This is a genomic window from Allofournierella massiliensis, from assembly GCF_964241245.1.
GTDB lineage: Bacteria > Bacillota > Clostridia > Oscillospirales > Ruminococcaceae > Allofournierella > Allofournierella massiliensis.
Window position 1 is genome coordinate 33,656 of sequence record NZ_CAXSWZ010000014.1, and the last position, 12,488, is coordinate 46,143.

Annotated in this window: 13 protein-coding genes and 2 tRNA genes; 7 read left to right on the forward strand and 8 right to left on the reverse strand. The window is 61.3% G+C overall.

Translation table 11 applies throughout. The features are described 5' to 3' along the window. Window position 1: 1 nt before the first annotated feature. Together ACESYO_RS08955 and ACESYO_RS08960 are read right to left on the reverse strand one after the other, a co-directional pair. A tRNA-Leu gene (locus ACESYO_RS08955) sits at window positions 2-88 on the reverse strand. Window positions 89-141: 53 nt separating this feature from the next. Continuing rightward, window positions 142-216, reverse strand: a tRNA-Gly gene (locus ACESYO_RS08960). Between the two features lie 242 nt (window positions 217-458). Between ACESYO_RS08960 and ACESYO_RS08965 the strand changes: the two genes are divergently transcribed. From ACESYO_RS08965 to trxA, 3 genes are all read left to right on the forward strand, one after another. Beyond that, the gene (locus ACESYO_RS08965; RefSeq protein WP_058965589.1) at window positions 459-1,022 is read left to right on the forward strand and encodes a manganese efflux pump MntP; all 564 of its coding nucleotides are present in this window, start codon (window positions 459-461) and stop codon (window positions 1,020-1,022) included. A 98-nt stretch (window positions 1,023-1,120) separates the two neighbouring features. Further along, on the forward strand, window positions 1,121-1,789 hold the full coding sequence (locus ACESYO_RS08970; RefSeq protein WP_058965587.1) for a Crp/Fnr family transcriptional regulator: 669 nt from the start codon (window positions 1,121-1,123) through the stop codon (window positions 1,787-1,789). A 135-nt stretch (window positions 1,790-1,924) separates the two neighbouring features. Then, window positions 1,925-2,236 (forward strand): thioredoxin, encoded by a 312-nt coding sequence (trxA, locus tag ACESYO_RS08975; RefSeq protein WP_276871354.1) that lies wholly within the window; start codon window positions 1,925-1,927, stop codon window positions 2,234-2,236. A gap of 101 nt (window positions 2,237-2,337) precedes the next feature. Here the strand turns inward: trxA and ACESYO_RS08980 are convergent, their stop codons facing one another. The 6 genes from ACESYO_RS08980 to ACESYO_RS09005 form a co-directional block, all read right to left on the reverse strand. Next, window positions 2,338-3,543, reverse strand: a complete 1,206-nt coding sequence (locus ACESYO_RS08980; protein ID WP_283129010.1) for an AI-2E family transporter — start codon at window positions 3,541-3,543, stop codon at window positions 2,338-2,340. Window positions 3,544-3,670: 127 nt separating this feature from the next. Beyond that, a complete protein-coding gene (locus ACESYO_RS08985; protein ID WP_276871359.1) occupies window positions 3,671-4,402 on the reverse strand; it encodes a glycoside hydrolase family 25 protein in 732 nt (243 codons plus the stop codon). 47 nt (window positions 4,403-4,449) lie between these two features. Beyond that, the gene (gene ymfI / locus ACESYO_RS08990; protein WP_276871360.1) at window positions 4,450-5,178 is read right to left on the reverse strand and encodes an elongation factor P 5-aminopentanone reductase; all 729 of its coding nucleotides are present in this window, start codon (window positions 5,176-5,178) and stop codon (window positions 4,450-4,452) included. Beyond that, window positions 5,175-5,645 carry a nucleoside deaminase gene (locus tag ACESYO_RS08995; RefSeq protein WP_373209822.1) on the reverse strand — a complete coding sequence of 157 codons (471 nt, stop codon included), beginning with the start codon at window positions 5,643-5,645 and terminating at the stop codon, window positions 5,175-5,177. The genes ymfI and ACESYO_RS08995 overlap by 4 nt, the downstream gene beginning before the upstream one ends. Before the next feature lie 22 nt (window positions 5,646-5,667). Next, window positions 5,668-6,525, reverse strand: coding sequence for a CPBP family intramembrane glutamic endopeptidase (locus tag ACESYO_RS09000; RefSeq protein ID WP_373209823.1), 858 nt, complete (start codon window positions 6,523-6,525; stop codon window positions 5,668-5,670). A gap of 6 nt (window positions 6,526-6,531) precedes the next feature. After that, window positions 6,532-7,176, reverse strand: a complete 645-nt coding sequence (locus tag ACESYO_RS09005) for an HdeD family acid-resistance protein (protein ID WP_373209824.1) — start codon at window positions 7,174-7,176, stop codon at window positions 6,532-6,534. 217 nt (window positions 7,177-7,393) lie between these two features. On the opposite strand from ACESYO_RS09005, the gene ACESYO_RS09010 reads away from it, so the two are divergent. The 4 genes from ACESYO_RS09010 to scfB all read left to right on the forward strand — a co-directional run bounded on the left by ACESYO_RS09010 (window position 7,394) and on the right by scfB (window position 12,413). Then, a complete protein-coding gene (locus ACESYO_RS09010; RefSeq protein WP_373209825.1) occupies window positions 7,394-8,863 on the forward strand; it encodes an aminotransferase class I/II-fold pyridoxal phosphate-dependent enzyme in 1,470 nt (489 codons plus the stop codon). 4 nt (window positions 8,864-8,867) lie between these two features. Beyond that, a complete protein-coding gene (locus ACESYO_RS09015) occupies window positions 8,868-10,649 on the forward strand; it encodes a DUF6020 family protein (RefSeq protein ID WP_373209826.1) in 1,782 nt (593 codons plus the stop codon). Window positions 10,650-10,736: 87 nt separating this feature from the next. Further along, complete coding sequence (gene scfA / locus ACESYO_RS09020) at window positions 10,737-10,889, forward strand: six-cysteine ranthipeptide SCIFF (protein WP_087182329.1); 153 nt, start codon at window positions 10,737-10,739, stop codon at window positions 10,887-10,889. A 144-nt stretch (window positions 10,890-11,033) separates the two neighbouring features. Continuing rightward, complete coding sequence (gene scfB / locus ACESYO_RS09025; protein ID WP_373209827.1) at window positions 11,034-12,413, forward strand: thioether cross-link-forming SCIFF peptide maturase; 1,380 nt, start codon at window positions 11,034-11,036, stop codon at window positions 12,411-12,413. Window positions 12,414-12,488 lie beyond the last annotated feature (75 nt).

Here is a 12,488-nt window from a genome sequence, read left to right on the forward strand (position 1 = left end):
TTGGTGCGGATGAAGGGACTTGAACCCCCACGGTATCGCTACCACTAGAACCTGAATCTAGCGCGTCTGCCAATTCCGCCACATCCGCATATACTGTTGTTGCAGCCAGCAAGCCGGAGCCCTTGGCCCTTGCCTGCTTTGTGGAGCAGGTGATGGGAGTCGAACCCACGTCCTCAGCTTGGAAGGCTGATGTACTAGCCGTTGTACGACACCTGCGCATCAGCTCTTGTGTCGGCTGCAAAATGTATTATAGCACGGTGTTTTACAAAACGCAAGCCCTTTTTTCAAAATATTTTTCAAAAAATTATTTTTCTTTTTCCCGAGTCCCTGCTGAGCTCCATAGAAATATATGTTATAATAAATATTACTGCGCTTTTTGCAAGCTGCACATTCCCCAGCCAGGGCGCAGCTGTGCGCTGCCCGGCCGGGCAAATTTTCTGTGAGGGAGTTTTTCTTTTATGAGCCTGATCGAACTGTTTATTCTGGCTGTGGGCCTTTCCATGGACGCCTTCGCCGTATCCATCTGCAAGGGTCTGAGCCTGCCGGTATTAAAGCCCCGTCATGCGGCCATCACCGGCCTGTACTTCGGCGGCTTCCAGGCTTTGATGCCTCTGGTGGGTTATCTGCTGGGCACCCAGTTTCAGCAGTTCATCACCAATGTGGATCATTGGATTGCCTTTGCCCTGCTGGTATTCATCGGCGGAAACATGATTCGGGAATCCCGCTCCGAGCCGGAGGAGCTGAACAGCCAGTTTGGCCCCGCCGCCATGCTCCCCCTGGCGGTGGCCACCAGCATCGACGCGCTGGCCGTGGGCGTGACCTTCGCCTTCCTGTCAGTGGACATTGTGCCCGCCGTCAGCTTCATCGGCGTGATCACCTTCTGCCTTTCTGCCGTGGGCGTTGCCATCGGCCATCGGTTCGGCGCCCGCTACAAATCCCGTGCGGAACTGGCCGGCGGCATCGTTCTGGTGCTGATGGGCTGCAAGATCCTGCTGGAACATCTGGGCCTGCTGGCATTTTAACCGGCAGCGTTGCATCCCGCTTTGTTTTGTGGCATAATCGTTTTATGGAATTCTGGTTGGCATCTTGCCAAAATTTGTAACCCCCGGGAGGCCTTTTGATGGAATTTTACGAATACCTTCCCTTCTGGCCCAAGCTCACCCGTGAGCAGCAGCAGTTTCTGGCCCAGAACGTGACGCTGCACCATGTGACCAAGGGTGAAGTGGTACACAACGGCTCGGAGGATTGTGTAGGCCCTCTGATCGTTGTTCACGGCCAGCTGCGGGGCTATTCCTTTTCCGATGAAGGGCGCGAGGTCACCCTCTACCGCCTGTTCGAGCGGGACGTGTGCATTCTGTCGGCCTACTGCATGCTGAACAGCCTGCAGTTCGACATTTCGGTGCAGGCGGAAAAGGACTGCGTGCTCTACCGCATCCCCGCCCCGGTCTACAAAAAACTGATGCAGGAATCCGCCCCGGTTGCCAACTATACCACCGAGCTGATTGCCAGCCGCTTTTCCGATGTGATGTGGCTGCTGGATCAGATCCTCTATAAGCATCTGGACAGCCGCCTTGCCGCCTTCCTGGTGGGCGAGGCCCAGCTGAACGACACAACCGAGCTTCGCCTGACCCACGAGGAGATTGCCCATCATCTGGGCAGCGCACGGGAGGTGGTGACCCGGATGCTCAAGTATTTCCAGACCGAAAAAATGGTGCTCATTGCCCGGGGCTGCATCACCCTGCTGGACATGGACAAGCTGCGCGCTGTGGCCAAGGACAGCCTGCGCTGAACTGGAAAATTTCCACCATTTCGGTATATTTACCGTGATTTTATCACGGATAAGCCATTCGGCCGCTGGTATACTAAAGCCAATGGATGAACCGCCCCGCCCGCCGGGGCCCTGAATAAAAAGGAGTGTTATGAAATGAGCGTTGTAACCGTAAATAAAGCAAACTTCGAGCAGGAAGTCCTGCAGAGCAACCTCCCCGTTCTGGTGGATTTCTGGGCAACCTGGTGTGGCCCCTGCCGCATGATGGCCCCCATCGTGGATGAGCTGGCCGAGGAGAAGGCCGGTCAGGTGAAGGTGTGCAAGATCGACATCGACGAGAACCCTGAGCTGGCCATGCAGTTCGGTGTGATGAGCATCCCCACCCTGATCGTATTCAAGGACGGCGCTGTTGCCAACAAGAGCGTGGGCCTGAAGCCCAAGGCCGCTGTGGAAGAGCTGCTGAAGTAATTCGATTTTCAAAACCGCCGGCTTTGACCGGCGGTTTTTCATTTGTATGCAAAAGCGTGGCCCCCCGAATTTTTCGGGGGGGCACGCTTTTCCTTGTCGATTTATTTTTTGCCGTTCTTTGCGGATTTGGCGGGCTGTGCAGCAGCCTTTTTCCCCGGCTGGGCCGGATCCAGCATGTACTTTGCCTTTTCCACACCCCGGCTGCGCAGCCGCTCCCGGGTTGCAGTGCGCAGCAGACTGTACAGAACCGAGCACAGAGGAATCATCACCAGCATGCCCACCACACCGAACATGCTGCCACCCAGCGTAACCGCGGCCAGCACCCACACCGAGGGCAGGCCCACCGAGCCGCCCACCACGCGGGGATAGATCAGGTTGCCCTCGATCTGCTGGATGACCAGGAACAGAATCACAAACACCACAGCCTGCATGGGGTTCTGAATCAGAATCAGGAACGCGCCCACAAAACAGCCGATGAAGGCGCCGAACACCGGAATCAGTGCGGTGACCGCCACCAGTACGCTGACCAGCAGCACATAGGGCATGCGGAAAAGCAGCATGCCCACCGCAAACAGCGCCCCCAGAATGCAGGCCTCCAGGCACTGGCCGGACAGAAAGTTCGAGAAGGTCTTGTTGGCCAGGCGAACCACCTCCAGCACCTTTTCCGCGTGCTCGGGGCGCATCCAGGCAAACAGAAGCATCCGGCCCTGACGGCTCAGCGTCTCCTTCTGGAACAGCAGGTAGATGGCAAAGATCAGTGCGATAAAGAAATTCACAAAGCCCGAGATGATACCGGTGGCAGCGGTGACCGTGTTGCCCACCAGTGCCAGTCCGCCATTCTTCAGCCAGTCCATCACCTGCTGGGTCACGTTGCGCAGGTTCAGATTCCCGGCCTCACTCAGCCAGTCCGCCAGCTCCGGGTAACGGATCATCAGCTCGTTGGCCCACTGCTGCGCCTGTGCCCAGAAGGCGGGCATCCGGGCTGCGATGGTCTGCACGGTGTTTTTCAGCTGGGGCAAAACCAGAAGCGACACCACCATTACTACCCCGACCACCGCCGCCAGGGTAACCACCAGAGAAATTCCCCGGTGAGCCCGCTGCAGCTTTTGGGGCAGATGGGTCTCGATGGCCCGCATGGGCACATTCAGAATGAAGGCCATGGCAGCGCCCAGCAGGAAGGGCAGCAGCAGGCCGCCCACCGTGCTCAGAAAGCCCGCCACCTGATCCATGTTCTGCAGGCCCCAGTAGAGCAGGATGCAGAAGGTGGCAATGCCCAGCACATTGCGTAGAAATTTTTTATTTTCCATACGATTCTCCTAAAACGGATGTATTTTTCTCTTCCCACGCGCCGTATTTCACGCCTCTCCGGCAGGCCCGCTGCGGTATTGCCTTAACCATAGCACGTTTCGGCTGCGGATGCAACTGAAACCGCCGCTATTCCTCAGCCAGAATCAGGGCGATCCGGTCCAGCTTATCCTGTGCGGCACGCCACAGGGCATAATAATCGGAATTCTCCGGCTGGCCAGGATCCACCTCCGGCAGGTAGCCGTTTTTGCCCGCAGCCCGGATCAGGGGCAGATAATCCTTGTAGCTGTAGTTCAGATCCACGTTTCCGTTCACACCGCCAACCTGCCCCACCGAGGAATACTGCCATACACCGTAATCCCCCTGATATCCCACATAGCCCCGGTAATCCGCCACCCACAGCGGATAATCCTCCAGCTGCCGGGTGTTGATGTAACGGCGCAGAAATTCCGTATAGCTGTAATACCCCGGAAACCAGCCCTTCTGATCCAGAATGTCCATGGAAAACTGAATCAGACCGGTCACCTTCTCCCGGCCCAGACTGGCCAGCGAAGCGTCCTCCGCATCCACATAAACCGGATACTCCAGTCGGTGCCCCTCCAGCGCCTTCAGAAATACCTCCAGCTCCCGGATGACCTCGTCCTCGCTTTTTGCGTAGATGTAGAAATATGCCCCCACCCGCAACCCGGCTTCGTGCGCGCCCTGTACATTGCGGGTAAAATAAGGATCCACATAGGGCCCGCTCTGGTTGCTGGAGCCCACCCGGACGATGGCGAACTCCTTGCCCGCCGCGGCCACGGCGGACCAGTCCACCACACCCTGATAACGGGATACATCGATCCCTTCCTGAAACACGGTCATTATGCTCCCCTCCTTGCCCGCATTGTATGCGGCAGGGAGCCAAAGCGTTACACCACCAGCCCGCCGTTCACGCCCAGCACCTGGCCGGTGATATAGTCCGCGTCGTCGCTGGCCAGGAACAGAATGGCCTTTGCCACCTGCTCCGGGCTGCCCAGACTGCCCAGCGGCGTTTCCTCCGCCAGGGCGGCCTTGTCCTCAGCGGAAAAGGATGCCATCATATCGGTTTCGATCACGCCGGGGGCCACGCAGTTCACGGTGATGCCGCTGGGGCCCTCCTCCTTTGCCAACGCCCGGGTCAGGCCGATCAGCCCCGCCTTTGCGGCGGAATAGGCCACCTCGCAGCTGCCGCCCACCTGCCCCCACATGGAGCTCACGGTCACAATGCGGCCCCATTTCTGATGCAGCATGTGGGGCAGCGCACACTGGCAGCAGTGGAACGCGCCGCTCAGGTGCACATCCAGCATCCGCTGCCACGCCTCTGGGGTCACGTCGGTGAACAGCTCCTGCCGGGCAATGCCCGCATTGCACACCAGCACATCCACCCCGCCGAAGATCTCTTCCACCTGCCGGAACATGGCCTCCACCTGGGCCCGGTTCGCCACGTCCGCCTGCACCGGCAGCACCCGGCCGGGCCACTGGGCTGCCAGTGCCTCAGCCTCGGCTTTGCTGGTGTTGTAGTTGGCAGCCACCCGATACCCGGCAGCGGCAAAGGCCCGGGCCACTGCGGCCCCGATGCCCCGGCTGGCCCCGGTGACAAGCACGGTTTTTTCTCTCATTTCCCCTTTTTCTCCTCTCGTTTGCGCCGCAGCATGGCAAAAAACTCCTGCAGCAGCTTCGCCGCCTCCTGCTCCCGCAATCCGCTTTCAATCACCGGATGATGGTTGAAGGGGTAGGCGAACAGATCCACCAGCGAGCCGCAGCAACCGGCCTTGGTATCCTTTGCACCGTAGACCACCCGCTTGATGCGGCTGTTGATGATGGCCCCGCTGCACATGGGGCAGGGCTCCAGCGTCACAAACAGCTCACACTGCCACAGCCGCCAGCCACCCAGCTTTTTGCAGGCCGCATCGATGGCCAGCAGCTCGGCATGGTGCAGGGCATTTTTCTCGGTTTCGCGGGTGTTGTGGGCCATGGCAACGGGTTCGCCGTCCTTGGCCACCACTGCGCCCACCGGAACCTCGCCCAGTGCGGCGGCTTTTTTTGCCTCCTCCAGCGCAAGGCCCATCAGTTCTTGGTCGGTCATCGGGTTTCTCCTTCGTGATAAATCATGCAAATGTGGCGTGCAGCATCTGCATCGCCAGCAGCACCACCGCCAGCCCGTAGCCGGGGCAGCGGATCAGAACACCTGCCCCGATACCCTGCAGGCGGGGCGGACGCCCTGGCTTTATCGCCCATACCACCAGCGCGGCGGCGGGCAGGCCGAACAGCAACAGCGGCTGAACCCATGCACTGCCTGCACCGGTCTGGCTCAGCAGAGCCAGTGTATTGTTGTAAAGATGAAAAGCCATGCCGGGCAGAAGGCTGCCGCTGGTTTCCGCGCAAAGGCCCAGCGCCAGCCCGGAAAGCAGCGCCGAAAGGCAGGCCGGCGCATCGCCATGCAGCAGCGCGAACAGCACCGCCTGGCCCCACACCGCCGCCCGGCTGCCCCAGGGGCGCAGATACCCCTGCATCAGCCCCCGGAACAGCAGCTCTTCGCCCACCGCCGGAACCAGCGCCAGCCGCAGCCAGATCAGAGCCGCGGGCGCGTCCGCAAGCTCTGCGCCGCCCGCTTCCCCCAGCAGGGCCCGCAGGCCGCTGCTGGCAAGGTTGCCCGCCATGGTAAGCCCCCAGAACAGCACAAACAGCACCGGAAGCATTCCCCTGCGGGGCCGGCGCAGCCGCACCGGGGCCCCGGGCGGGCAGGCCAGCACCAGCAGAAAGGGGGCGGCCAATGCCAGCAGATTCTTGCCCAGCGCCACCAGCTCGCCCGCCGCCGGGGGCAGGCCTTCTACCGGCGGGCCAAGCAGCCCGCTCAGGGCCGATTCCGCCGCCAGATAAGCCAGCGCCCCCAGCCCGCACAGGGCGGCGGCCCGCTGTATGTCCGGCGACTGGGTCTGTGCCCGTTTCGGATTGATCCGTTCCATGCCGGATCAGCGTTTTTCGTCCAGATCGCGCCAGTCGGCCTCCACGATGTCGCCGTCGTCAAAGGCGGGATCGGTGAGCATCTCCTGCATCTGATCCGCCATATCCCGGGCGGCCTTTTTCAGGCCCTTCAGCTGAATTGCCGCCCAGATGGAACCGGCCAGATTCAAAACACCCTCCACCATCAGGATCACGCCGATGGCCATGACCAGCACTTCCACGGTGCCGAACGGGTTCCACAGCATTACCGCGCCCAATACCACGCTGACCAGCGCCAAAAGCAGCAGGCTCCACCAGCGGTCATAACCTGCAGCCCGCAGCTCAAAGGCACTCTGCACCCGCATCACACCGTCCATGATTACAAACAGGCCCACCAGAATAGGCAGCACGGAAACTACGGTCTGGGGCCGGATCAGCAAAAAGATGCCCAACGCCACCGCGGCCGCGCCGAACAGCCAGCCGAAGTAGCTGAAGAAGCCCCGCACCTCTGCCCGCAGGAAGGTATAGATGCTGCTCACGCCCTTCAGCAGGATTACCAGGCCAAACAGGCCGCACACCAGCCGGAGCGAAATATCCGGCCAGAGCAGCAGTGCCAGGCCCACCAGAATAAACGCCACCGAAGAGATGGAAAAGGTCTTGCGGAAATTTTTCATTGTAAATTCCTCATTTCATCCGGGGGCGCCCATGATAGGACGCCCCGTTTTGATACTCGTTTTGATTATTATACCATAAAACCGGGCGGTTTCCCGCTGCATCGTACATATCCCTTCTTTTTTTGCGCTGCCGGGGTAAGTGTGGTATGATAAAGTGAAAAAATGTGGCGGTCTTTCCCGCCGGGATACCGCTTTAAAGTTTAAAGGAGCAATCCCAATGTCTGATTCATTTCCCCCGCTTCTGGAAGCACTGGCCCGGCACAGCACCGACGGCCCTGCTCCCATGCACATGCCCGGCCACAAGCGGAACACCGCTCTGGCCCCCTGTCTGGCCGCACTGGGCGCGGCCTGGGATATTACCGAGATTCACGGCTTCGACGATCTGCACGAAGCCGAGGGTATTTTGAAAGACTCCATGAACCGGGCCGCCCGGCTGTGGGGTGCCGCAAACAGCTTTTATCTGGTGAACGGCAGCACCTGCGGCATTCTGGCCGGTATCCGGGCGGCGGCAGGCCGGGGCGGCAAGGTGATTCTGAGCCGCGGCTGCCACAAGTCCGTGTACCATGCGCTGGAGCTGTGCGGCGCGGTGCCGGTCTGGATGGCCCCGCCGGTGGACGAAGCCTTCGGGGTGCTGGCCTCCATCACGCCGGAGCAGGTACGCGCAGCGCTGGCCGCCCATCCGGACGCAAAACTGCTGGTGCTCACCAGCCCCACCTATGAGGGCGTGATCAGCGATCTTGCCGCCATCTGCGCCGCCGCCCATGGGGCGGGCGTGCCGGTGCTGGTGGACGAAGCCCACGGGGCCCATCTGGGCCTTGCCCCCGGCTGGCCCGCCGGAGCGGTAGCCTCCGGTGCGGATGTGGTGGTGCAGAGCCTGCACAAAACCCTGCCCAGCCTGACCCAGACCGGCATCCTGCACCAGCAGGGGAATCTGGTTTCGGCCGAGGCGCTGGAACGCCAGCTGGGCATCTTTGAAACCAGCAGCCCCTCCTACCTGCTGATGGCCAGCATGGATGGCTGCGTGGATCTTCTGGAACATCGGGGCGACGAATTGTTTGCCCGCTGGCAGGCGGCGCTGGCCGCCTTTGACCGGGCCATCGCCGGCCTGACCCGGCTGCGGGTGCTCTGCCACGGGGCAGACACGCCGGAACAGCACCCCGCTCTTTATGCCCACGACCCGGGCAAGCTGGTAATCTCCACCCGGGGCACCGCCCTCACTGGCCCGGGGCTGATGGCCCGGCTGCGGGAGGAATTCGCCATTGAGCTGGAGATGGCCAGCGGCGACTGGGCCATTGCCATGACCGGCCTGGGCGATACCGAGGAAACCCTGCTGCGTCTGGCCCGGGCACTGATGGTCATCGACCAGAGCCTGGCCGCCTGCCCGATGCCCCCTGCCGCCAAGCCGCTGCCGCTGCCGCCCTCTGTCCTTCCGGTGAGCGTGGCGCTGGAACGCCCCGGAGAGGAAACGCCGCTGGCCGATTGCGAAGGCCGGGTGTGCGCGGAATATGTGTGGGCTTATCCGCCGGGCATTCCTCTGATCGTGCCCGGCGAACGGGTGGATCGCACATTCCTTTCCTGCTGCGCCCGACTGACCCGGCAGGGCGTTCGGCTGCACAGTACCGGCGGCGGCATGCCCCGCGTACTGCGGGTGCTGCCGGATGAACCGAATCTGATCAAAGGAGGCTGATCGAATGTTATCCAGCTTTTCCAACGCGGAAGCCTTTCTGCGCCGTCACCGCCGTCTGGTACCTGCCGCCGGGGCGGTGAGCGGTCTTTTCTGTGCACTGTTCCTGCTCTGGGCCTGTCAGGTGTGGGCCCCGCCCGCCTTCTGTTTGTTCTGGGGCGTCTGCTTTGTGTGCGTCGTGCGCGGCCTGTGCCAGAAGCCCGGCCGGCGGGAAGGTCTTGCCTGCGGGGCCTTGGGCGCGGCGTTCTGCTTTTTCACCCTGGGCCAGAACGCAGTGGCCGGCACCATGCAGTTTGACCTTTCCTTTCTGCTGTTCTGGGTGATTCTCAGCGCGCTGCTCTTCCCCATCTTGCTGGGGCTGTGCCGGTTTCTCACCCATCTGCCTACGGTGGAAGTGCCCACGGTGCCCGCCGGGCCGCTGTGGCGTCAGCTGGCGCTGTACACCGGCGTGATTCTTCTTTTGTGGCTGCCGGTGTTTTTGTGCTGGGGCCCGGTGCGGCTGGATGTGGACTCCGTTTCCCTTCTGGAGCAGGCGCTGGAGGGCGGCCTGAACGACGCCCACCCCATCCTTTACACGCTGCTGCTCCGGCTGATTCTCTGGCCCTTTTACAAGCTGGGGCTGATCGAACTGGGGGCCTATCTCTTCGGCTTTTTGCAGATGACCGCCGTGGCCGCCATGCTGGCATACAGTCTGGTATGGATGCGGCGGCGGGGAGCGGGGCTTCTGGCCGTCGGCCTGGGCTTCGCGCTCTTTGGCGGCTGCACCATGTACGCCTTCCAGAGCCTTGTGGTCTGGAAGGATCCGCTGTTCAACGGGGTGCTGCTGCTCTACTGCCTGTTCCTGTTCGACACCGCCCGCTGCCGGGCGGAGAATCTGCGGCAAAAGGGCCCGATGATTCATTTTGTTGTCCTCACCCTGCTTTTGTGCTTTCTGCGGGGCAACGGCTGGCCCATCGCGGCGGTGGTCTGCCTTGTGCTGTGTGCGCTGCGCCCGGCCCGCCGCCGCATCCTCACCGTGATGCTGCCGGTGCTGATCGCCGTGAAGCTGGTCACCGGCCCGGTTTACACCGCGCTGGGGCTGCAGAGCACCATGACCGCCGAGGCCTGGGCCGTACCGCTGCAGCAGCTGGCCTATGTAGCCTCCTCCGAGCCGGAGGCCTTCAGCCCTCAGCAGGCCGAGACCATCGCCCGGGTGATCCCGGTGGAGGCCATGGCCCAGAATTACAGCCCCATCACCGTGGACCCGGTGAAAACCAGTTCCGAGTTCAACGCCGAGCATTTTGGCACTCTGCAGGGCAAGCTGGATCTGCTCTCGGTGTGGGCGCAGCTGCTGCCCGGCCACTGGCAGGGCTACCTGAAGGCCTGGCTGGCCGAGATTGCGGGCTATGTGAGCCCCCGGTTTGACGGCGGCAGCTATTCCTTCCCCTACGAGGGCAGCAACGGGGCCTTCGGCATCACCAGCAAGGACATCGTGCTGGGGCTCACCGGCTGGGCCGGCCTGCGGGACGAGCTGGAAGCCCGGGCGGTGTTCTTCCCGCCGGCGCTCATGGCCTGGGGCCTGCTTTTGTGCGGTGTGGTGCAGCTGCTGCGCCGCCGCGCCCGGCTGCTGCTGGCCTATCTGCCGCTGTATCTGGTGTGGTTCGGGCTGGTTCTGGGTGCGCCCAGCTATATGCAGATCCGCTACCTGCTGCCCTTTGCCTACTTTATCCCCTGCGCCCTGTTCACCCTGCTGGCTCCCGCCGGGGCTGCCAAAGTAGGTATTGACGAAAAGGCCGCTTCCATTGTATAATAAACGCAAGTTTCTATAGGTTTCTTAAGCACCGGGCATTCCCGCCCGGTTCCCGGAAATTTATGGTATAGAAAGGGGGACGTATCGATGAACCGGATTCAGACTCTCGAGACCCGCGACCTGGCCAAGAGCGTACAGACCGGCGGCTGCGGCGAATGCCAGACTTCCTGCCAGTCTGCCTGCAAAACCTCCTGCGGTGTTGCTAACCAGATGTGCGAGCATAAGAACGACGAGAAGTAATTCTTGCCTTGCAGCATACCGCCTGCCGATCCTGCGCAGGCGGTATTTTTTGCGTTTTCATCCAGTCGGGCCTGCTGCCCGCCGGATTTTTGAATAGATTCTTATTCTTTGATTGATTCATTTACAGAAAGGAACCTTCGTTTCATGATCCATCAGTATAAACTCAACGGATACAACATCGTGCTGGATGTATTCAGCGGCTCCGTCCATGTGGTGGACGAGGTGGCCTACGACGTGATCGGCCTGTACGAAACCACCCCCGCCGACGAGATCGTGGCCAGGATGCTGGAAAAATACGCCGACCGCGAGGACGTGACCGGGGCCGACCTGCGCCAGTGCCTGGCTGATATTGCCGAGCTGGAGAAGGCCGGCAAGCTGTTCGCCAAGGACATCTACGGCGACATGGCCTTCGATTTCAAAAAGCGCGTGACCGAAGTGAAGGCCATGTGCCTGCATGTGGCCCACACCTGCAACCTGAACTGCGAATACTGCTTCGCCAGCCAGGGCAACTACCACGGCGAGCGTGCCCTGATGAGCTTCGAGGTGGGCAAGCAGGCGCTGGACTTCCTGGTGGCCAACAGCGGCAAGCGCCGGAATCTGGAAGTGGACTTCTTCGGCGGTGAGCCCCTGATGAACTGGGACGTGGTCAAGCAGCTGGTGGCCTACGGCCGCAGTCTGGAGGAGCCCAACAACAAGAAGTTCCGCTTCACCCTGACCACCAACGGCGTTCTGGTGGACGACGAGGTGATCGAGTTCGCCAATAAGGAAATGAACAACGTGGTCATGAGCATCGACGGCCGAAAGGAAGTCCACGACCGGCTGCGCAAGAACTACGCCGGTCAGGGCAGCTACGACACCATCGTGCCCAAGTTCCAGAAGTTCGCCAAGGCCCGCGGCAATAAGGAATACTATGTGCGCGGCACCTTCACCCACAACAACGTGGACTTCACCAACGACATCTTCCATCTGGCCGATCTGGGCTTTGACCAGCTGAGCATGGAGCCGGTGGTCTGCGCCCCCGGCGACCCCTACGCCCTCACCGAGGAGGACCTGCCCAAGATCATGGAGCAGTATGAGATCCTGGCCAAGGAGATGCTGCGCCGCGAGAGCGAGGGCAAGGGCTTCACCTTCTACCACTACATGATCGACCTGAACCACGGCCCCTGCATCTACAAGCGCATCTCCGGCTGCGGCAGCGGCACCGAGTATCTGGCCGTGACCCCCTGGGGCGAGCTGTTCCCCTGCCATCAGTTCGTGGGCGACCCGAAATACAGCATGGGCAACGTGTGGGACGGCGTGACCAACACCGCCCTGCGGGATGAGTTCAAGCTGTGCAACGCCTACGCCCGCCCCGGCTGCAAGGACTGCTGGGCAAAGCTGTACTGCTCCGGCGGCTGCGCGGCCAACGCCTACCACGCCACCGGCAGCATCACCGGCGTTTACGAGTACGGCTGCGAGCTGTTCCGCAAACGGATGGAATGCGCCATCATGATGAAGGTGGCCGAGGCCGGCATGAAAAAGTAATTTTCCACAGCCTTTCCACGAAGTTTTCCACATTCCCGCATGGGAACGGTGAAAAACTGACCTGTCCTGTTCACA

Bases quoted from the DNA above. Each gene is read 5' to 3' on its own strand.
- trxA (WP_276871354.1), top strand. From the start codon at position 1,925: ATGAGCGTTGTAACCGTAAATAAAGCAAACTTCGAGCAGGAAGTCCTG.
- ACESYO_RS09015 (WP_373209826.1), top strand. From the start codon at position 8,868: ATGTTATCCAGCTTTTCCAACGCGGAAGCCTTTCTGCGCCGTCACCGC.
- scfA (WP_087182329.1), top strand. From the start codon at position 10,737: ATGAACCGGATTCAGACTCTCGAGACCCGCGACCTGGCCAAGAGCGTA.
- ACESYO_RS09000 (WP_373209823.1), bottom strand. From the start codon at position 6,525: ATGGAACGGATCAATCCGAAACGGGCACAGACCCAGTCGCCGGACATA.
- scfB (WP_373209827.1), top strand. From the start codon at position 11,034: ATGATCCATCAGTATAAACTCAACGGATACAACATCGTGCTGGATGTA.
- ACESYO_RS08995 (WP_373209822.1), bottom strand. From the start codon at position 5,645: ATGACCGACCAAGAACTGATGGGCCTTGCGCTGGAGGAGGCAAAAAAA.
- ACESYO_RS09010 (WP_373209825.1), top strand. From the start codon at position 7,394: ATGTCTGATTCATTTCCCCCGCTTCTGGAAGCACTGGCCCGGCACAGC.
- ACESYO_RS08985 (WP_276871359.1), bottom strand. From the start codon at position 4,402: ATGACCGTGTTTCAGGAAGGGATCGATGTATCCCGTTATCAGGGTGTG.
- ACESYO_RS08965 (WP_058965589.1), top strand. From the start codon at position 459: ATGAGCCTGATCGAACTGTTTATTCTGGCTGTGGGCCTTTCCATGGAC.
- ACESYO_RS09005 (WP_373209824.1), bottom strand. From the start codon at position 7,176: ATGAAAAATTTCCGCAAGACCTTTTCCATCTCTTCGGTGGCGTTTATT.
- ACESYO_RS08970 (WP_058965587.1), top strand. From the start codon at position 1,121: ATGGAATTTTACGAATACCTTCCCTTCTGGCCCAAGCTCACCCGTGAG.
- ymfI (WP_276871360.1), bottom strand. From the start codon at position 5,178: ATGAGAGAAAAAACCGTGCTTGTCACCGGGGCCAGCCGGGGCATCGGG.
- ACESYO_RS08980 (WP_283129010.1), bottom strand. From the start codon at position 3,543: ATGGAAAATAAAAAATTTCTACGCAATGTGCTGGGCATTGCCACCTTC.